This window comes from Clostridium chromiireducens, assembly GCF_002029255.1.
Classification (GTDB): Bacteria; Bacillota; Clostridia; order Clostridiales; family Clostridiaceae; genus Clostridium; species Clostridium chromiireducens.
This window is the reverse complement of record NZ_MZGT01000005.1, coordinates 16,786-38,167: the sequence shown is the minus strand read 5'-3', so window position 1 is coordinate 38,167 and position 21,382 is coordinate 16,786. Positions and strand designations below refer to the sequence as shown.

At 31.6% G+C, this 21,382-nt stretch carries 21 protein-coding genes and 1 other RNA gene; 19 read left to right on the top strand and 3 right to left on the bottom strand.

Annotation, left to right across the window (positions count from 1 at the left end; all coding sequences use genetic code 11):
• Positions 1–98: 98 nt before the first annotated feature.
• From crcB to ffs, 3 genes are all read left to right on the top strand, one after another.
• Entirely contained in the window at positions 99–476 is a 378-nt protein-coding gene (gene crcB, locus CLCHR_RS02380) for a fluoride efflux transporter CrcB (RefSeq protein WP_079438085.1), read from the top strand.
• 69 nt (positions 477–545) lie between these two features.
• Positions 546–1,097 carry a ferritin-like domain-containing protein gene (locus CLCHR_RS02375; RefSeq protein WP_079438084.1) on the top strand — a complete coding sequence of 184 codons (552 nt, stop codon included), beginning with the start codon at positions 546–548 and terminating at the stop codon, positions 1,095–1,097.
• A 372-nt stretch (positions 1,098–1,469) separates the two neighbouring features.
• Positions 1,470–1,736: signal recognition particle sRNA large type (gene ffs / locus CLCHR_RS02370), an RNA gene on the top strand.
• A gap of 196 nt (positions 1,737–1,932) precedes the next feature.
• Here the strand turns inward: ffs and CLCHR_RS02365 are convergent.
• The 3 genes from CLCHR_RS02365 to CLCHR_RS02355 form a co-directional block, all read right to left on the bottom strand.
• Complete coding sequence (locus CLCHR_RS02365; RefSeq protein WP_079438083.1) at positions 1,933–2,817, bottom strand: fumarylacetoacetate hydrolase family protein; 885 nt, start codon at positions 2,815–2,817, stop codon at positions 1,933–1,935.
• A 133-nt stretch (positions 2,818–2,950) separates the two neighbouring features.
• Positions 2,951–3,442, bottom strand: coding sequence for a dihydrofolate reductase (locus CLCHR_RS02360; protein WP_079438082.1), 492 nt, complete (start codon positions 3,440–3,442; stop codon positions 2,951–2,953).
• 64 nt (positions 3,443–3,506) lie between these two features.
• Positions 3,507–4,298 (bottom strand): thymidylate synthase, encoded by a 792-nt coding sequence (locus CLCHR_RS02355; RefSeq protein WP_079438081.1) that lies wholly within the window; start codon positions 4,296–4,298, stop codon positions 3,507–3,509.
• A gap of 259 nt (positions 4,299–4,557) precedes the next feature.
• Between CLCHR_RS02355 and dnaX the strand changes: the two genes are divergently transcribed.
• The 16 genes from dnaX to CLCHR_RS02280 all read left to right on the top strand — a co-directional run bounded on the left by dnaX (position 4,558) and on the right by CLCHR_RS02280 (position 21,115).
• Entirely contained in the window at positions 4,558–6,186 is a 1,629-nt protein-coding gene (gene dnaX, locus CLCHR_RS02350; protein WP_079438080.1) for a DNA polymerase III subunit gamma/tau, read from the top strand.
• 106 nt (positions 6,187–6,292) lie between these two features.
• Positions 6,293–6,640 carry a YbaB/EbfC family nucleoid-associated protein gene (locus CLCHR_RS02345; RefSeq protein WP_079438079.1) on the top strand — a complete coding sequence of 116 codons (348 nt, stop codon included), beginning with the start codon at positions 6,293–6,295 and terminating at the stop codon, positions 6,638–6,640.
• Between the two features lie 129 nt (positions 6,641–6,769).
• On the top strand, positions 6,770–7,366 hold the full coding sequence (recR, locus tag CLCHR_RS02340) for a recombination mediator RecR (protein ID WP_079438147.1): 597 nt from the start codon (positions 6,770–6,772) through the stop codon (positions 7,364–7,366).
• Between the two features lie 222 nt (positions 7,367–7,588).
• On the top strand, positions 7,589–7,867 hold the full coding sequence (locus CLCHR_RS02335; RefSeq protein ID WP_079438078.1) for a DUF2508 family protein: 279 nt from the start codon (positions 7,589–7,591) through the stop codon (positions 7,865–7,867).
• Between the two features lie 21 nt (positions 7,868–7,888).
• On the top strand, positions 7,889–8,158 hold the full coding sequence (locus tag CLCHR_RS02330; RefSeq protein WP_079438077.1) for a pro-sigmaK processing inhibitor BofA family protein: 270 nt from the start codon (positions 7,889–7,891) through the stop codon (positions 8,156–8,158).
• Between the two features lie 299 nt (positions 8,159–8,457).
• On the top strand, positions 8,458–9,771 hold the full coding sequence (locus CLCHR_RS02325) for a CHAP domain-containing protein (RefSeq protein WP_079438076.1): 1,314 nt from the start codon (positions 8,458–8,460) through the stop codon (positions 9,769–9,771).
• A 232-nt stretch (positions 9,772–10,003) separates the two neighbouring features.
• Positions 10,004–12,031 (top strand): M13-type metalloendopeptidase, encoded by a 2,028-nt coding sequence (locus CLCHR_RS02320; RefSeq protein WP_079438075.1) that lies wholly within the window; start codon positions 10,004–10,006, stop codon positions 12,029–12,031.
• Positions 12,032–12,159: 128 nt separating this feature from the next.
• Complete coding sequence (locus CLCHR_RS24650; RefSeq protein ID WP_169896739.1) at positions 12,160–12,336, top strand: hypothetical protein; 177 nt, start codon at positions 12,160–12,162, stop codon at positions 12,334–12,336.
• 285 nt (positions 12,337–12,621) lie between these two features.
• Positions 12,622–13,380 carry a helix-turn-helix domain-containing protein gene (locus CLCHR_RS02315; protein ID WP_079438074.1) on the top strand — a complete coding sequence of 253 codons (759 nt, stop codon included), beginning with the start codon at positions 12,622–12,624 and terminating at the stop codon, positions 13,378–13,380.
• A 169-nt stretch (positions 13,381–13,549) separates the two neighbouring features.
• The gene (locus CLCHR_RS02310) at positions 13,550–13,897 is read left to right on the top strand and encodes a P-II family nitrogen regulator (protein WP_079438073.1); all 348 of its coding nucleotides are present in this window, start codon (positions 13,550–13,552) and stop codon (positions 13,895–13,897) included.
• Positions 13,898–14,031: 134 nt separating this feature from the next.
• Positions 14,032–15,129, top strand: a complete 1,098-nt coding sequence (locus tag CLCHR_RS02305; RefSeq protein WP_079438072.1) for a polyamine ABC transporter substrate-binding protein — start codon at positions 14,032–14,034, stop codon at positions 15,127–15,129.
• Between the two features lie 32 nt (positions 15,130–15,161).
• Entirely contained in the window at positions 15,162–16,289 is a 1,128-nt protein-coding gene (locus tag CLCHR_RS02300) for an ABC transporter ATP-binding protein (protein ID WP_079438071.1), read from the top strand.
• Between the two features lie 12 nt (positions 16,290–16,301).
• Positions 16,302–17,165 (top strand): ABC transporter permease, encoded by an 864-nt coding sequence (locus tag CLCHR_RS02295; RefSeq protein WP_079438070.1) that lies wholly within the window; start codon positions 16,302–16,304, stop codon positions 17,163–17,165.
• Between the two features lies 1 nt (position 17,166).
• Positions 17,167–17,973: an ABC transporter permease gene (locus CLCHR_RS02290; protein WP_079438069.1), complete on the top strand. Its 807-nt coding sequence runs from the start codon at positions 17,167–17,169 to the stop codon at positions 17,971–17,973.
• Positions 17,974–18,005: 32 nt separating this feature from the next.
• Positions 18,006–19,379 (top strand): amidohydrolase family protein, encoded by a 1,374-nt coding sequence (locus CLCHR_RS02285; RefSeq protein WP_079438068.1) that lies wholly within the window; start codon positions 18,006–18,008, stop codon positions 19,377–19,379.
• Positions 19,380–19,633: 254 nt separating this feature from the next.
• Positions 19,634–21,115: an aldehyde dehydrogenase family protein gene (locus CLCHR_RS02280; RefSeq protein WP_079438067.1), complete on the top strand. Its 1,482-nt coding sequence runs from the start codon at positions 19,634–19,636 to the stop codon at positions 21,113–21,115.
• Positions 21,116–21,382 lie beyond the last annotated feature (267 nt).

Genomic DNA, 21,382 nt, shown 5'->3' with positions numbered 1-21,382 from the left:
TTAAAAGATTATGGAGTTCACTGGTATATGTGAATACTACTGGCTCTTGCTTTCTAAGCAGGAGTCTTTTATCTTTAAGTGAGTGGAGTGTGATTAGGGTGCAAAAAATAATTTATGTAGGTATTGGAGGATTTATAGGAGCAGCAATTAGATATTTAGTTACTTTACAGTCATCAAAGATTATTAATTCAAATATTCCTTTAGGAACATTAATAGTAAATGTAGTTGGAGGCTTCTTAATAGGTATGATTATGGAGCTAAGTATGTCTACCAATTTAATATCACCCAATATGAGACTTTTTTTAACAACTGGAATTATGGGAGGGCTTACAACATTTTCAACATTTAGTTATGAAACAATCGGTCTTATAAATGACGGGAGATATATACTAGGTATTAGCAATGTTCTCCTTAATGTATTTTTGAGCATAGGTGGAGTTGCTTTAGCTAGTTTTCTATGTAGAATAGCAATCTAAGATATGGGGAAGTCAAAGTCGTGTAAGAATACACAAGAGTATATATAAAGTTTTAAGGTGGTGGATCATTTGAAATGTAAAATATGTGGTATGGATATAAATGAAAAAAATTATAATTTTAACGAGTCGGCTTTTACAAATAAGAATACTATAGATAATATAATATATTGTCCGTTCTGTGGTGTGAGTAAAAAATACTTAAGCGAAAATAATGAAATTATTGAAATAGATAGTAATTTACTTAATGAAGATACTTTGAAAATTTTAGATCATGCTGTTAAGCTAGAACTTTTTAATGGTGATTTTTACAATATCGCAGCACTTATGTCAAAGAATGATAAAGTAAGAAAGACATTTGAAGCGTTATCAAGAATAGAGATAATTCATTCAAAAGTGCATCAAAGGCTAGGTGGATTTGCTAATGCTCCTAATTTAAGTAAAATAAGTTATGAAAGATATGATAGTGATAATGCTCTATTAGGTTTAGCAAAGCAAAAAGAGGAACATGCTGTAAGCTATTATGAAAAATATAAAAATGAAGTTAATAATATGAATCTAATTAAGATTTTTGAGGCATTAGCAGATGTGGAAAAGGATCATATTATTCTTGTTAAAGAATAATATGATAAATTATTTTTTTTTAACTTCCTAGGAAAATAAGGAAAATATAAACGGTTATTGAAATTATAGTATTGATTTTCTCACAATACTATAACGGTATGTCAAGGATGGAAGAAATTTAATATAAAGACAAAGATAATATCCTTGAACTTAAGAACTTTATGTGTTATTATTAACAAGTATCAAAAATACGGTTTAATAAATTTATGCTATCAAGGTTAATAATTTTACATAAAATGTTAATGCTTAGCAATTTATTAAGTGTATATTTTAAAAGAGCAATGTTTAACATGGTTTGACGTCCACTGGGGGCGAAGGTTTTCTCGATTTAGAGAAAGTTTTGAGGTTCAAACCCTCGACATTCCACCATTGCCATGCTAGATGGGGAGTTAGCGGTGCCCTGTAACCTGCAATCCGCTACAGCAGGGTTGAATCCCTCGCTTAGGTATTAGCAATTTATAGTCTGACTTTTGTAAGTGGTGTTGAGGACTGGGTCCCACGCAATGGAAGCCTATGAACCTCGTCAGGTCTGGAAGGAAGCAGCGATAAGTGGTCCCTTTCATGTGCCGTGGATCAATCTGGTCTGAGCTAACTGCATTAGTAACGTATAGAGAACTAATAACGAAGCGAGGTGCATGGTTTATTTTAATGTTTAATTATAGGAATATTAATTAGGTTATTCTTCAATAGGATTAACATAGGACACAATAGGATAAGAAAGTGAGGGCATTTCATTTATGAAATACCCTCTTTTTCTTATCTTATTTATAATATACTAATTAACAAAAATTAAAATCTAACTTGCAATTTGCTAATATATATTTAATTGTAAAACTTACTGTACAATATTCTTAAGGCATCCAATGCCTTCAATTTCACATTCAACTATATCACCAGATTTTAAAAATTTTGGAGGTTCAAATCCCATGCCAACGCCAGCAGGTGTCCCCATTGCAATAATAGTTCCAGCTTTTAAAGTAATTCCTTGAGATAATTCATAAATTACATCTTCAATTGAAGTAATCATAAGATCCGTAGTACTATTTTGTCTTAACTCTCCGTTGACTTTAGAAGAAATTTTCAATACTGGTGGAGTTGTGAATTCATCTTTAGTAACGATACAAGGCCCCATTGGTGTAAATCCGTCTAAGCTTTTACCGAAATACCATTGCTTATGTCTTGTTTGTAAATTTCTTGCACTTACATCGTTCATTATGGTATATCCAAACACATAGTCAAAAGCATCTTCCCTAGATACATTCTTAGCATCTTTTTTTATTATTACTGCCAATTCAGCTTCATAATCTAAACTATCTACAAGTTCTGGATAACTAGGAATATAATCTCCATGTCCAGTTGCAAGTCCTACTCTTTTTGAAAAGTATACAGCGTATGGTCTATCGCCACCAAAAGCTTCTTTTTTATACCTTGCAGATTCTATTGCGTGCTCCATATAATTAATGCCTAAACAAATTATGTCTTGCTTAGGGCTAGGGATCGGTGCCATTATATTAATATCTTTAGTTGAGATATATTCCTTACTACTATCATTAAGCATTCCGCTTAGTGAGTCTATTTCTTCTGTTTTTATATTTTCAATTAATTCAGTCATAGTAACATAGTGAATGCCAAGGGTTTCTAGTGGATAAACTCCATTTTCATCTTTTGTTAAAATACCAACTTGTTCTTGATTGTTATATTTATAAGTTATAAATTTCATATTAAAGCCCCCAATATTAATTTAAATAATAATTGATAAAAACTTAAGAAAAATTCCTAAAGGAAATTAAAATATTAGAATCACAAATTTCTATTATCTTTATTTCTTCTAGGATTTCTTTTGTAAACACTGTCTATATTCTTGTTAAATCTATAAAAGTATAATTAAGACCATTTTTTTCATCAGTTAATTGTTCAGAAATATACTCTGTTTTGTAGTTATTATAATTAACTTCAGGAAAATAAGTATCACCATCGAAAGAGGTTCCTATTTTAGTTAAATATAATTTTTGTGCGTAAGGAAGAAGCTGCTTATAAATTTCTGCTCCACCAATTACGAAAATTTCATCCTCGCAGTTTAAATATTTTTCAAGCAATAAGTTTAGATCGTGTATTATAGTCACTTGATCAGAGTTAACATTATAATTCTCATCTCTAGTTACAACTATATGTTCGCGATTTGGTAAGACACCAGGTAATGATTCAAATGTCTTTCTTCCCATGATCATTTTTTTATTTGAAGTGATTTTTTTAAATCTCTTTAAATCTTCTGAAATGTGCCACAATAATTTATTATCTCTTCCAATAACGTTATTTTGAGCAACAGCAACAATTACAGATATCATTTAGTATTCCTCCTTGAGTCTTTAAGTTACTGAATTCATTTTTATTAAGCAAACACTTTAATTACTATACTGAAACGTCCATCTTAATTGCTTCGTGGTGCTTATATTCTTCAAGTTTTATATCATCTGGTGTAAAGTCATAAAAGTTTTTAATTTCAGGATTAATCCAAAGTTTTGGAGCAGCATATGTATCATTTTTTCGTGTTAATTGAAGCTTTAAACCTTCAACTTGATTTTCATATATATGAGCGTTATTTATAACATGAGTAAATAATCCTGGCTTATGCCCAGTTACTTGCGCTAATATATGCACTAATACAGCGTATTGTGATGTATTAAATGGAACTCCAAGACCCCAATCTCCACTTCTTTGAACAAGCATGCAGTTAAGTCTTCCGTCGGTTACATCCCACATTGTTAGGAAACAGCAAGGATATAATGGACCGCCGTCGAGATATTGGATTTGCCATAGATTAATCATCATTCTTCTATCTTGAGGATTATTTTTTAATGCCTCTATCAATTTATCCATTTGGTTAAATTTTTTAACTACCCATCCATATGAAGTTCCAATAGTTCCATCATCCATCATCCACTCATCCCAAATTTTCACGTTTTGAGCTTGTAATTCTTTTACACTATTTGATTGATCTTTGAATATCCATAAAAGTTCTTTTACAGCAGTTTTAAAAGCTACAAATTTTGTTGTTAAGATAGGGAACTCTTTTTCTAGATTGAATTGCATTATTTGATGAGGCAATTTATAAGTTTTAACTCCAGTTCTATTATCATCAAAATAACCATTTTCTAATATATCGTTAGCAATAGATAAGTATTTATCATCATATAAACTCATCGAATGTACTCCTCCTTGTATAATTTGTCAAAATTATCTTTCAAATAAATTTATCCAATATACATTTTAACCTAAACTATTTAACAAGTCACTTAGTATATTTATTTATTGTAGAGTAAATTTCAAGTATTTTAACATTTCTATAAAAGAATTAAGTATTCCTTGTCCTTTATAGTTTTCCTAATTGTACAATTTGCATCGCTGATGCAATGGTGTATAATAAGTATATATTTAAGAGAAATAGCGAGGTGAGAACCCCTTGGGTTATACAGCATTATATAGAGAGTGGAGACCGAAAAATTTTGATGATGTAGTAGGGCAAGAGCATATAACTACAACATTAAAGAATGAAATTATAAATGATAGAATTGCTCATGCGTACCTTTTTTGTGGAACGAGAGGAACTGGAAAAACTTCCACGGCAAAAGTAATGGCAAAGGCTCTAAACTGCCTTGAACTGCAAAATGGGGAGCCATGCAATAAATGTGAAATGTGTAAAAAGATTAATGAAGGTCTAGCGATTGATGTAACAGAACTTGATGCAGCATCTAATAATGGTATTGATAAGATTAGAGATATTATAGATGATACCAAATACCCACCGCAGGAAGCAAAGTATAAGATATATATAATGGATGAGGTACATATGCTATCTGTTGGCGCAGTCAATGCGTTTTTAAAGACTTTAGAAGAACCTCCTAAAAACGTAATATTTATATTAGCAACTACAGATCCGCAGAAACTACCAATAACGATTTTATCTAGATGTCAAAGATTTGATTTTAAGAGAATAAACCAAAAAGAAATTTCTAATAGACTTAAAAAAATAGCTGATTCTCAAAACATAAGTTATGAAGAGAAAAGCTTAGACTTGATTTCAAGAGTGTGTGATGGTGCAATGAGAGATGCATTAAGTATATTAGATCAGGCAATTGCCATGGGAGATAGTCAAATTAAGTACGAAGATTTAGTTAGTATTCTAGGACTCGTAACTAACGAATATTTATTTGACATAGCTGATGCAGTTATAGATAGAAGTGTTGAGAAGGCAATGATTATTATTGATAAGCTTGTATATTCAGGTAAGGATATGCAGCTTTTTATCAAGGATTTAATAGCTCACTTTAGAAATCTTCTTATGGTGAAAGTTACAAACAATCCAGAAGAAGTTTTAGATATGTCTCTTGAGAATATTTATATGGTTAAAGAGCAAGGACGAAAAATCAGAGTAGAAGAAATAATGAGAGCAATTAGGATACTTCAGGATGCAGAAATAAATTCAAAGGCCAGTAAGCAAAGTAGACTATATTTAGAACTTGCAATAATTAAAATGTGTAAAATTGAATATGACACTTCAAATGAAGTAATAGTATCAAGAATAAATCAGCTTGAAGAATCATTGAAGAGTGGAAAGATACAAATGGTTCAGGTTGAAAAAACTAATGAAGATTCAAAATATGCGCATACTAATTCAGGAGTCAAAAAAACTGTGGCTGAAAGTAGCTCTAATATAAGTCATGCAGAAAAGATAGAGATAAATCCTAATTCATCATTAACTATTGATGATGTTGGTAGAGCTTGGACTGAAGTGTTGGAAAAGTTCAAAGCAAAGAGAGCAATGATCGTCTATGCGTCAATTGTTACGGCTAAGCCTTATAATTTTAAGAATGGTATAGTTACATTGGAGTATGATGCTATGTATGCATTTAATAGAGATAGATTGCAAAAAGCAGAATATAGAGAAATTGTAAACTCAGTATTTTCTGAAATCTTGAAAGAAAAAGTAATAGTTGACTATATCGTAAGAACAAATCAAGAGAGTAGGGATAAAGAAGATCTGCTGAAAGAAGCAGTAAATGGAGTGCCATTCAAGGTGTATGATGAATAGTAAAGAAATGTAAGTTGTGTATTGACGATTATTAGTTATAACTTGAGTATTATTAAAAGATGTTTTATAATTAGAAAATGAGATTGAAGAAAGAGGAGGATTTTTTATGGCAAAAGGTGGATTTCCAGGCGGTTTTGGTGGCGGAAATATGAATAATCTTATGAAGCAGGCACAAAAGCTTCAAAAGCAAATGGAAGATATGCAAAAGGATCTTGAAACAAAAGAGTTTGAAGCGTCAGTAGGCGGTGGTGCCGTAGTAGTAAAAGTAAATGGTAAAAAAGAAGTAACAGCAATTAACATAAAGCCAGAAGTTGTAGACGCAGACGATGTAGAAATGCTTGAAGATTTAGTGATGAGTGCCGTTAACGAAGCATTAAGAAAAGCAGAAGAAGAGACTTCAAGTAAAATGGGTAAGCTAACAGGCGGAATGGGAATGCCAGGCGGATTATTCTAAGAACTTAAGAAATTATAATGGCTAGCATACAGAATTGTCGGGGATCCTCAATCTGTATGCTTTTTTATAATAAATTATTTAATATCAGATATCAAACAAATATGAAATAAAGGGGAAGTTTTAATCATGATGGAATTTTATCCGGTGGCCATAGAGAAATTAATAGAGGAATTTGCAAAGTTACCTAGCATAGGACAAAAAACTGCGCAAAGACTCACACTACATATTTTGAATCTTCCAGATGAAGAGGTAAAAGAATTTGCTGATGCATTAGTTAAGGCAAGAGGGACAATAAAGTATTGTTCTGTATGTGGAAATTTTACAGATAAGGATCCTTGTCCTCTTTGTGATAATCCTAATAGAGATAAAGGAACTATATGTGTCGTAGAACAACCTAAGGATATTATGACTATGGAAAAAGTTAAGGAATATAACGGAGTATACCATGTGCTACACGGAAATATATCTCCTATGCAAGGGAGAGGTCCTCAAGATATTAAGATCAGAGAGTTAGTCACAAGAATGAATGAAGATATAAAGGAAGTAATACTTGCAACTAATCCAAACATTGAAGGGGAAGCGACAGCGATGTATATATCAAAAGTACTTAAGCCCCTTGATGTTAAAGTTACAAGAATCGCAGCTGGAATACCTGTAGGTGGAGACTTGGATTATGCAGATGAAGTTACATTATCTAAGGCATTAGAAGGAAGAAAAGAACTTTAAAAAAATAAGGAACCTAAAGTAATATTAGGTTCCAAGAAAAAGTGTTACATAGATGGGAGTTAGAAGTTTCTGTCTGACATGAGTGAAAAGCTTCTTATACATATAATATATAAGAGTATTTTAAAAGTGTTACAAATTTAAGGTATTTAAAAAGAAAAAATATGTATATTTTTACCAACTGATGGATAAAATGTTAACAAGAAGTTTTTTGGAGGGATTTACATGAATAAAAAAAATATTGTAGAATACCTGATGAACCAGACTGAAGACTCAAAGATGTATGCAAAATTAATAGAAGATATGGAAATTGCAAAAATGGAGATTAATGTAGCACGCAGCATGTTTAATAATGTTAACGATGACAAACTAATAGAGGTTGCGATTTATTCAGAATATGTGGCGAGAAAGAGATATGATTACCTACTTTCAATAGCAAGAGAAAGGGGTATAAGTGTAGGTATTAACTATGTTGTTGATAAGAATGTACAAATTGCTGAGTAGATAAGGTGGGGGAAGTTGAACATGGATGGACAATATTTAGTATATGGATTAATAGGGATATTAGCATTATTCTTATTAACAAGATTATTAAAATGGCCAATAAAAATAATTATAAATGGGATAATAGGCGTTGTTATACTATATGCAGTTAATTTTATAATTGCAAATCTTAGTGTAGTTGGCATAAATGTTAACTTCTCATTAGCAATTAATCCGATTACGGCTTTAGTAGCAGGTTTTTTTGGAGTTCCAGGTGTTATTGTTTTAATAATAATAGGGTTGTATTTATAACAAAAATTTTGATTTTCAGTTGAGGAATTTAGGGTGTTGCAAAATTTAATTTTTAATAAAGAGAATATCACTTGTTTGCTGAATTTCAAAGAGGTTTCTTTGAAATTTAATAAACAAGTGTTTTGTTATTTTCAGAATGATTATGTATAATTCATTTGTTAATTGTTTATTTTTGAGTTAATATTTAATAGATGGGATTTATTTTCCTTCATTAGATAATAGTAGAAATGGATTCATAGTAGGTTTACATATGAGATTACGAATTACGACTATTAATTTGTAAAGAGAGGGTATAATGTATGAAGAAAGAAGTTATAAAAAAGTTGATTCTAATGACAATAGCAGCCTTAACAACGGCAAATATGCATTACACATCAGCTTCAGCGGAATGGGTTAAAGATTCGAAAAATAACTGGAGTTGGATAGAGAATAAGAGCAAGGTTACTGGATGGAAAGAAATAGATAAAAATTGGTATTACTTTAATGATAATGGAAGAATGTGTACTGGTTGGATTAAATATAGTAGTAATTGGTACAACCTATCTGGAAGTGGTGAAATGCTCACAGGCTGGAAGGAAATCGATGAGAAGTGGTATCATTTTAATAATGATGGGAAAATGAGCATTGGATGGATTAATGATAATGGCACTTGGTATTTTACAAATTCAAGTGGAGAAATGGAAACAGGAACCATTACAATTGATGGCAAAACATATGACTTTTCTCAGACTGGGGCAATGTTAAGTGGCAAGGAAATAGTTCAACAAGCGCAACCTGGAGTAGGAGATATAAAAAACACGGATAACTCGCGTATAGCATATGTATCAACTAGTGATGGGTTGTTAAATATAAGAGCAAAAGCTACTACTTCTTCAGATATAATAGGAACTTTGGCTAAAGGAACAGAAGTAAAAATTCTGGGAGATAAAGAAAATGAATTCTATCCAATAGTTATTAATGGGAAAGAAGGTTGGATCAGTTCCAAGTGGATTATATTTGAAAGGCCTCAAAGCACACCACCAATTGTTGTAATTGGGCCCGAGGATACTAACAACACAAATGTCAAAGAAGAAAACGATAATATTCCCCCAATAGATAGTGGTAAAAAAGATGATAGTATGGATGATAATGTTACTGATGATTCATTAAAGAAGGGCAAAATAAGAGATACAGCACCAAGCATGGGAAACAAATATTACTACTCAGATGATAATCTTTTTTACAAAGTTAGATTATCACCGCCATTTCTTAATGGAGGAAAAGAAATTAAAGGTAATTGTACATGGTATGCTTGGGGACGAGCTTGGGAACTTACTGGAATAAAACCAGTTGATGCAGGATTTATAGGCAATGGCTATGAGTGGTGGGAGGCGAATAAAAAAAGTGGTAAATATCAGTATGGATCTCAGCCACGAGTTGGAGCGATAGCAGTATGGAAATCTAGTTTACCGGGATCCAGCGGAAGTGGACATGTAGCTGTTGTAGAAAAGATAAGCGGTGGAAAGATTTATATATCCGAATCAACTTGGCATGGAGCTGCTTTCAGATATAGAGAAATATATGAGACAAGCTATTTGTACGGATACATTTATTTAGATGAGCCTAACTATTAATATTGCTAATGAGGTGGATTTTGTTACTAATTTGGAAAGTCAAAGAATAGTTTTTATTAGTGTAAAATAAATAAGGTTCTAGCAGATACTTTATATAAATAAAATTGAGTGAAGAAAGTATATACATAATGTATTAGGAAGTTATTAGGAAATAAAAGCCTTCTTTTAAGAAAATAACAACCGATATATCAATACTAACTATTAAAAACTATGCTGGAAAAGAGGTTAGATAATGAATAGAATTAAGAAATTATATGCCATAGTCAGCTTAATAATCTTTATGTTAATGATGTCTCCTGTATCATATACGATGGCAATAGCGGAGGAAGTAAACTCAAATAATGATCAAAAAATAAGATTACAAGATGATTTTTATGATGCAATAAATTATGAGTGGTTCAATACTGCAAAAATTCAAGAAGGAAACTCGACCACCTCGACATTTAATGATGTTGAAAAAAATGTAACAAATCAGATAAAATCTATTATGAATGAATTAATATCGAATGAAAGTATATATAGTGAAAATAGTGATCAGAAAAAAATAATAAATCTGTATAATAATGTTCTTAATGTAGAAGCTCGAAATAGAGAAGGATTAAAGCCAGTAGAACAAACCTTAAACAAGGTTAAGAGCATACAAACAATCGATGATGTTACAAAATTGTGGATTGATAAAAAAGTAGCAAATTCAACTATAAGGTTTCATGTTGATAAAGATATAAAGGACGTTAAAAATAATATATTGTATATAAGCCCTACGGTACTTAGTCTAGGAGATTCAGAGAAGTATACTAATACAACCCAAAATACACTAAAAAATAAGAAGTTAACGCAAGATTATTATAATAAACTTTTAGTATTAAGTGGATATACTAAAAGTGAGGCGAATATAAAAGTAGATAATATGTTTAAGTTTGAAGAAATGGTGGCGCAAAGTATTTCAAAAGAACAAAAGGCGTCTACGGTTTCAAATTTAATTGATTCCGTTTATAATGTATATACATTAGATGAACTTAATGATTTAGCACCAAATTTGAACTTCTCGGCTATTTTTAGTTATTTAGGGATTAATAATCCTAATAAAATTATTTTAGAAGATCCTAAATGGCTTGAGGGATTTAATAAAATATATGTTCAGGAAAATTTGCCTCTTATTAAGAATTATATTGAAATAGTCAATTTATTATATGCGTCCAATTATATAAGCGAAGACTTCGAAAATGCATATAGGGAATATGAAAATGGCCTTCTTGGCGTAAAGGGGAATATATCAAAGGAAGAAGATGCGTTGGGTACAGTTAGTGGTATGATGGGCTTGGGAATTGGGAAGATTTATGCGGAAAAGTATATTTCTAAAAAGACTAAAGAGGATGTAGAGAATATTACCAAAGAAGTTATAGACGTTTATAAAAAACGTATTAAAAATCTTGATTGGATGAGCGATTCGACTAAACAAAATGCTATCAAAAAGCTTGATAATTTAAGCATTAAAATAGGTTATCCAGAAGAGTGGATGGATTACTCACAATTGAGCATTAAGTCTTATGAAGAAGGTGGCTCTCTTTTTGATAATATAATGGAACTACGAGTTTTTTCGCTTGATAAAGAATATAGTAGGATAAATAAATCAGTAGATAATAAAAAAGAAGTATTCACTCCTCAGACAGTTAATGCGTTTTATAGTGTAAATGAGAACTCGATTATAATACCAGGAGGGATTATACAGGGGCACTTTTATGACCCAAGTGCCAGTAAAGAAAAGAACTTAGGTGGAATAGGGACAATCATAGGTCATGAGATTAGTCACGCATTTGATAACACAGGTGCACAATTTGATTCAGACGGAAATTTTAGTAACTGGTGGAGTCAAGAAGATTATGAAAAATTCACACAAAAAACTCAGAAAGTAAAGGAGTTTTATAGTGAAATTGAAGCTATGCCAGATGTAAATATAGATGGAAATCTTACGGCAGGAGAAAATATTGCGGATATCGGAGGTGTATCCTGCCTATTAGATATATTAGGAACTATGGACAATCCTGATTATAAAGCATTTTTTGAAAGCTATGCAATTACTTGGCGGCAAATGACAACAAAACAATATGCGGAATATGCTATAATAGCAGATGTTCATTCACCTAATAAATTTAGAGTAAATGCAGTTTTACCTCAATTTCAAAAGTTTTATGACACATATGGCATAACAAATAAAGATCGTATGTATGTTAGTCCAGAAGATAGGGTAGCAATTTGGTAAATGCAATTTCATATGTCTTAAGTAAGAATAGATAGCTTTGGTGAAAAAAGCTATCTATTTATTTGACATTCATTAGTTTTGGGTTAATAATAATGTAAGTATAAAGTTAAAGGAGTAGTGATATTATTATGCCGGCAGGAAATGGAGTAAATTGCGGGGATTGCACAGAGTTAAAACAAGGGAAATGTGATGGAAAAGATTTAACGTGTTTATGTTATAAATGCCCAAGGAAATTAGCACAATGTATGTGCGTAAAATATTGTAGAGAAACAGAATCAGTATTATACTTTGATGAAGATAATTAAATTAATCTATCAAATATTAATCGCATAAAATGAGATTATTAAGATTTATTAAATATTACAGCATACTCTCAATCTACTCCTAAAGGAGTAGACTGTTATAAAAAAATGGTCAAATGATAATGTTGAAAGAGGTATGCTAAGAGAGTAGAATATAACTAATAAAATAAATGGAAAATAATATAAATATGCAGAGTGGCATATGTAATACTTGGTTTACGAGTTTTTACATATGCTTTTATTATTTTATATGAATTTAATTAATAATAAGAAAGGAAGTTTTAACATATGCGTAGTTTAGAAACAAATGATTGGATGGTGATAAACAATATTGTTTATCAAATTAATTCTATTGAGGATTCTGTGACTATGAGAAAAAATTTCCTTACTCAGATGGCGTTAATATTAGCTTTTGATAGCGCTGATTTTTACATTGCGTCAGAATTGAATAGCCACACATTGACTGACCCGGTTTTCTATAATTATAAACCTAGAGCAGATGAAAACTATATGGACAAGTATGACAGCATAGATTATAGCAGGGGACTAATGTTTGGTGGTAAAAGCAAAGTTTATAGAGAAAGTGACATTATTTCTGAGCAAAAACGAGTAGAAACTGAATATTATAAAAAATATTTTGAACCTAATAACTGGCATAATACATTAAATATGATACTAGCGCATAAAAATCAATTTGTTGGCGTAGTGTGTTTTTTTAGGCTAAAAGGAAAAGCAGATTTTGGATATGAAGATTCTTTTGTATTAGATATGATAAAGGAACATTTAGCATTTAGACTATATCAGGATTTAAATAATAATTCTATGGAGAGTGAAAAGTTATCTATTTCACAATGTGTAGACATTTATGGATTAACAAAGAGAGAAGAATCTGTTTTATCCGAACTTATGAACGGTTTAGAGAACAATGAAATTAGTGATAAGTTATGCATTACAAATAATACCTTAAAAAAGCATGTACTGAATATTTATAGAAAATTAAATATTAAAAATAGGGTTCAATTATTCAAAATGGTTAGGGAAAAATAATAAACATACTCCTTTATAAGTACTTATATATTAAAAAGTAGAATTAAAATGGTGTTTTTGGTGAATTGTTATAAAAAGATTTTGATAGTATATTATTCACAAGAAGTAGTGGACTAGTTAATTAGAAGGAACTTTTTATATAATTTTATAATTAGAGAGGAGAGAGGTTATGAAGGAAATAGTATTAATTATAAGACCAGAAAAATTAGAAATTGTTAAAAGTATTTTAGATGAATATCACTGTGGTGGAATGACAATCTCAACTGCAATGGGATGCGGAACCCAGAGAGGATCTTTAGAGGGAGTAAATGAAATCAAAGGATTAAAAACAAATATTAATTTACTACCCAAAATCAAAGTTGAGGCAGTAGTAGAAGATAATATTTTGGAAGATATCTTTTTAGCCGTAATAGATAAAGTAGGTACTGGTAATGTTGGAGATGGTAAAATATTTGTTCGTAATATAGAACAAGTTGTTCGTATTAGAACAGGTGAAAGAGGAAGTAAGGCTTTATAATTATAAATATTTAAATGCAAAGGTGCATAAAGATATGAATATCTTTATGCACTTTTTTATATGAAATTATAATTTGAGTTTAATCAAGATATTTTAAAACTAAAAAATGAGATTTATTAAGAGGAGTGAGTTAAATGATTAAGGGAATATTAAAAAAATTTATAGTAAGCATAATGATGGGAACTGTGACTATAATGAGTTTAGCAGGCTGTGGTTCCAATACTCAATCAACTTCTGGCGGAAGTGCTGGTGGAAATTCTAGTAGTGGAAGCAAAGAATTAAATGTTATTTGCTGGTCGGAATATCTTCCAGATGAAGTGCTAAAGGGATTTGAAGAAAAGTACGGAGTTACCGTTAATATGACTACATTTACTGACCCAGATGAAATGCTAGCAAAGGTTAAGTCGGGGAGTAAAGGGACATACGATATGATTATTGGTCCAGCTCAAGATATCCAAATATTAAAATCTCAAGATTTAATTCAAAAATTAGATACAAGTAAAATAGAAAATTATAAAAATATTGATGAACAATATTTACATGAATCAAATGATCCAAAGAGTGAATATAGTATTCCTTATTTGGGTACAAGCATATTGATTGCAGTCAATACAGATAAAATTAAGGATGATATAAAATCATATAAGGATTTATTAAACCCTAAATATAAAGATACAATGGTTGTAGTTGAAGATGCTAGGCCAATTGTTGGTATTGGATTAATGACAAATGGATATAAGATAAATGATACAAGTGATGAAGGGTTAAAGAAAGCAGGAGACTTTTTAACACAACTAAAACCAAATATCCATGCATTTAACGGTGATAGTCCAAAGACATTATTATTAAATGGTGAGTGTTCATTAGGTCTTGTTTACGGCGGTGAATGTGCTTTAGCAGCTAAGGAAAATCCAGCAATTAAAGTGGTTTATCCAGAAGAGGGCATCTATTTCACATTTGATATGATGATGAAAGTAAATGAAGCAAAGAATGCTGAAAATGCAGATTTATTAATGAATTATATATTAGATCCAGAAGTAAGTGCTACTATATCAAAGACGTTCCCATATGTAAATCCAAACAAAGCTGCTAAAGAAGTTTTAGGAGAAGAATTTAAAAATAACAATATTGTAAATATCTCAGAAGCAGAAATGAAAAAGAGCCAAGGTCTACAAGATATTGGAGAAAATGTATCAAAAATAACTGACTTATGGACCAAGTTTAAAGGATAGAAAGAAGAAAATAAGACTTTGGAGGGGATAAAATGTCTGAGGTTATCGTAAAAATAGACAATATAAATAAAAAATACGGAGAAAATCATGTAGTTAGAGATCTGTTTATTGATATAAAAAAAGGTGAATTTTTAACTATGCTTGGGCCCTCAGGTTGTGGTAAGACCACAACCTTGAGGATGATAGCAGGTTTTGAAACACCTACTAGTGGAAGCATTTATATTGAAGGTGAAGAGGTTCAAAACACTGAACCATACGAGAGAGAAGTAAATACAGTTTTTCAAAACTATGCACTATTTCCTCATATGACTATTTATGATAATTTAGCTTTTGGACTATCAGTTAAGAAAGTTAACAAATCAGAAATTAAACAACGTGTTACAGAAATTCTTGAATTAGTGCAGCTAGTAGGATTTGAAAATAGAAAACCAGATCAGTTATCAGGTGGACAAAAACAAAGAGTTGCAATAGGAAGAGCGCTTATAAACAGACCAAAGGTGTTATTACTAGATGAACCTTTAGGAGCTCTAGATTTAAAATTAAGAAAGCAAATGCAATTTGAGTTGAAGCGTCTCCAGAAGAAGCTGGGAATCACATTTATTTATGTTACTCATGATCAAGAGGAAGCGCTAACCATGAGCGATAGAATTGCAATTATGTATGGAGGGGACTTAGAGCAAATAGGAACACCAAAGGAAATATATGAAAAACCAAAATCTAAATTTGTTGCAGACTTTATTGGAGAATCAAATATTTTTTATGGAGTTGCAAATAAATTGGGAAATGATGTATTAAAAGTAAAATTAGAAAATGGAGATGCTATAGTACTAGACTCTCAAGTTATGGATAATGAAATAATTTATGTTTTAGTAAGACCGGAAAATATAAGGTTATCTAAAGAGCCGATAGAGGGATTCACCCTTGTAGGGAAGGTAAAAGAACATGTTTATATTGGAAATGTGAACAAAACTATAATTGTGCTTCCAACAGGAATGGAGATAAAGATGAATACCACTCCAAAAGTGGAATTGCTACCAATAGGCTCAGAAGTATGTGTATATTGGGAAAAGGAAGATGCAGTAGTTATTAAATCACAAAGTCAAGAAGTATTTAATGTTATAGACAACCCTGTATTTACAGTAGAGAAGCAAGCAAAATAAGGAGGTGCTTAAATGAACAGTAAAAAGAAAATAAACCTGCCTCTTATAACCACAGTAGGTCCAGTTTCAGCATGGATGATTTTGCTAGTAGCTATTCCTTTTGTTTATGTATTTGCTATGAGTTTCATGAATAAAGGGGCTTATGGTGGTGTTGTTATTGGATTCACACTAAATAATTTTATGCAGGTATTTGATCCGTTATATTTGAAAGTTTTTGCAGGATCACTTTTGATTTCAGCTTTTGCGACTATAATTTGTATAATAGTTGCGTATCCATTTACGTATTTTATAGCTCAAAAAACAACTATAAAGAAGACTGTTTTTATGGCTATGGTAATAGTTCCTTTCTTAGTAAGTTCATTAATTAGACTTTTTGGATGGATTAACTTACTTCGTAAGGACGGTGTTGTCAATTCACTATTGTTAAAATTAGGATTAATTAATGAACCACTTCAATTAGTATACAATACAACGGGCGTTATGATAGGTCTAGTATATATGTTATTACCATTTATGATTCTACCATTATATAGCTCGATCGAGAAATTGGACAAATCTCTTTTGGAAGCTTGTAGCGATTTAGGAGCAAAACCTGTTACTTCGTTTATAAAAGTTACCTTACCTCTTACAATGCCAGGAATATTTGCAGGTAGTATTCTAGTATTTATCCCAGCATTAGGATATTTCTTTGTTACTGATTTACTTGGAGGAAGTAAAACTCAAGTAATTGGTAATATTATTAGAACTCAATTTATAACCGCTAGAAATTGGCCATTAGGATCAGCGATTTCAATTTTCTTAATTGTAATTACCTTAATACTTGTGTGGTTATACCAAAAGTCAGGTGGTAATATGGATGATTTAGGAGGTATGTAAAATGACAAAGGCACAGAAAAAAAATATAGCTGGAATATTAAAAAATACTTATATCTATCTTGTTTTCTTATTTTTATATCTTCCTATCTTTTATGTAATTATTTTTTCATTTAATACCTCAAAGTTAAATATTACTTTCGAAAGTTTCACTTTTCAGTGGTATGGGACTTTCTTTAAAAACAGAACTTTGATGGAGGCACTTACAAATACCTTGATCATTGGAATTATAAGTACTCTTGTTTCAACTATTATAGGAACTATTGGTGCAATAGGATTAAGTAAATATAGATTTAGAGGAAGAGAGGTAATAGATAAATTGCTATATATTCCTATAGTAATTCCAGAAGTAGTGCTTGGTATTGCATTACTTTCAATATATTCAGCTCTCAGCATTCCTTTAGGATTAATTAGTATTACTTTATCTCATATTACATTTAGTATTCCTTTTGTTGTAATAACAGTCAGAGCAAGACTTGCGGGATTTGATAAATATCTTGAGGAAGCAGCTATGGACTTAGGAGCAAATAGGATTGTAACTTTCTGGAGAGTAACACTTCCTCTTATAATGCCAGGAGTTTTATCTGGTGCCATGTTGGCATTTTCATTATCCATTGATGATGTTATTATTAGTTTCTTCACAGCGGGTCCAGGAAGTACAACACTTCCACTTAAGATTTTCTCAATGGTAAAGACCGGGGTAACACCAGAGGTAAATGCTTTATCAACAGTAATAATGGTTGTAACTATTATAATTATAGCTTTAAATACTGCATTTCAAGTTAAAAAATTAAAGGCTATTAAAGCATAGAACATTAGAAGTGCAAGAGAAGGTGGTTGATTATGGAATACGATGTTGTTGTTAAGAATGGAACCATAATAGATCCAAAGAGAAAAAAGAGTACTGTTGCTAATATTGGAATCTTAAATGGAAAAATAAGCAGTATAACAAGAGAAGAGATAAAAGGTAATGTTGAATTAGATGTAAGAGGAAAAATAGTATGTCCAGGCATCATAGATATTCATGCTCATGTAGAGGGGAATTTAGATTGCGCTAAGGTATTAGCGGCAATGGGAGTTACTACAGTATACAATGGTAATTGTGGAATGTCTCCAGAAAATATTAATGAATTCTATAAGAAATATGATAGCTTTTTAATCAATCAGATAGAACAGATTGGACATACTACTCTAAGAGAACAAGCTGGGGTTACTGATCGTTATAAATCATCTAGTGATGAAGAAATTAAAAAGATGAAGTTTATCCTTGAAGAAGCGTTTGATTTGGGAGTAAGTGGGCTGTCTTTTGGACTCGAGTATGTACCAGGAAGTTCATCAAAAGAAGTTTTAGAGTTAGCTAAAGTTGCAGCTAAATATGGAAAGCTAGTATCTATTCATACAAGATCAGATTGTTATGGAGGTCTTTCAGCTCTAAAAGAAGCTATTGATATAAGTAGAAAAACAGGAGCAGCTGTAAATATCTCTCATTTTACTTATCAGTTTGGGATGGGAATGGCAACAGAAGCACTTCATATGATTGATGAAGCTTTATCTGAAGGCTTAGATATATCAGTAGATAGTGGATTATATAGTGGATTCGCAACTTCTATAGGAAGTGCTGTTTTTGATGAAGGGTGTGTAGAGAAATGGGGCTGTGATTACAGCAGTATAATAGCTGGTACTGGTAAATATAGAGGTCAGAGATTAACCAAAGACATGTATGAAGAGCTTAGACGAGATTATCCTGATCACACTGGAATAGGAATGGTAGGTGAAGAATATGAAGTATTTGAAATCCTGGAAAAACCTTATGTAATGGTTTGTACAGATGCAGGGACATTATACGATAATGGAGTGCCAGGCCATCCTCAAGATGCAGGTACATACCCTAAGTTCTTTAAAACTATGGTGCGGGAGCAGAATAGAATTAATTTAATAGATGCTATCAGCCGTTGCACATATATACCGGCAAAACGATTAGGGTTAATAAATAAAGGGTTTATTGGAATTGGAGCTGATGCAGACCTTTTAATATTTGATGCGAAAATAATAGAAGATAAGGCAGATTATCCATGCTTTGGAGCCACAGATACAAGGCCGGAAGGTATTGAATATGTATTTGTAAATGGAGTCATGACGGTAAAAGGAAAAGAAGTATTGGATGTAAGTGCTGGAAAGACTATTAAAGATAAGTGTAATCTGTGGAATTGGGAGTAATAAAAATGTTGAGGTTAATACGGTTTACCATAATCATTCCTAAAAATATCAGAATATCTATTTTAAAGAATAGATATTCTGTACCATATATATTCTTCAGAATATGCGCAAGAAATCAGGCTTTATAAATATTTTATAAGACTTTGAAAGTGATTGTTAATAGAAATTAGTTTATAGAATCAATAGAAAAATATAATTTACAGTAAAAATGAGTTGAGTAATTTTATAATAATTGAGTGAGAGGAAGAGATGTTATGGAAATTAAAAAGATGTATATTAATGGTGAATGGATAGAATCTATTTCAAAAAGAACAAGAGATGTAATAAATCCGGCAAATGGGCAAGTGATTGCAAAAACAACAGAAGGCGGAATTGAGGATACTAAGCTGGCAATTGCAGCTGCAAAAGAATCTTTTTATGGAAAAGGTGAATGGAGGAGAATGAATGCACAAGCTCGTGCTGATATTCTTTTACAAATTGCAGACAAGATAGCAGAAAAAAGAGATAAATTATCTATGCTTGATACCATAGATAATGGAAAACCTCTTCGAGAGGCAGAAGGTGACATAGACGACGGAATTCATTGTTTTAGATATTATGCAGGGTTGATCACAAAACCATATGGAGGAGTTTATGATGTAAATGATGGATTTGGGCAAATGCACTCATACACAGTTCATGAGCCAGTAGGAGTATGTGGACAAATCACTCCATGGAACTACCCATTTTTAATGGCAGTTTGGAAGTTAGCACCAGCTATTGCAGCAGGAAACAGTGTCGTATTTAAACCTAGTTCAAATACTCCTTTATCAACAATTGCACTATTTGAAATTTTTGATGAAATAGGACTTCCAAAAGGAAGTGTTAATTTGGTATTAGGTTCAGGTGGAACTGTAGGTCAAGAAATAGCGGAAAGCAATGATGTAGATATGGTTACTTTTACAGGAAGCACAGAAGTGGGACAAGGTATTGCAAGAGCTGCTGTAGGAAACCTTAAAAAAGTTGGCCTAGAACTTGGGGGGAAATCACCAAATATTATTTTTGCAGATGCGGACTTTGAAGGAGCAGTTGAATGGGCTATGGTTGGTATATTCTTTAATCAGGGAGAAGTTTGCTCAGCAGGGTCACGTATTATTATTGAGGAATCTATTAAAGATAAATTTGTAGCGCGTCTTGCAGAAAAAGCAAATGCAATGACTATAGGTAATCCAGTAAATAATCCAGATATGGGACCATTAGTTTCAAAAGAACATATGGAAACAGTATTAAAATATATTGAGATAGGTAAGAATGAAGGTGCAACTCTAGTTTGTGGCGGAGAAAGATACACAGAAGGAGAATGTGTAGAAGGATATTACGTGAGACCAACTATATTTGATAACTGTACTTCAGATATGACAATTGTAAAAGAAGAAATCTTTGGACCAGTTGTAACAATTCAAACATTTAAAACAGAAGAGGAAGCTATAGCTTTAGCTAATGATACAATCTATGGTTTAGCAGGAGCTGTATTTACTTCAGACGGCACAAGAGCACTAAAAGTAATAAAAGAAATCCGTGCAGGAATCACATGGATTAATTGCTATAACCCAACTTTCAACGAAGCTCCTTGGGGAGGATATAAAATGAGTGGATATGGCAGAGAATTAGGTATCCATGGTCTAGAAGAATACCAAGAAATAAAACAAATAAACATCAATCTAACACCAGGACCAATCGGCTGGTACGAACACTAAAATCGGTATAAAAATACTTTCAGTTGTATGACACTTTAAGTTTACTTCTAAGCAACCGAAATTGAATATATGTGTTTACTCCAGTTCTTGGAAGAGTTTTCTGGATGATTCTAAGAATACAAGTTGTGCCCAAAATGCTAGCCTCAAAGGCAAGCTTTGAACTAGCATATTTGGAACAACTTATATTCTAAGAATCACAGCCAGCAAACTCTTCTGATGAACGCTCCGCAAAAACATATATTCAATTTCTTTGTTTGGTGTAAATTT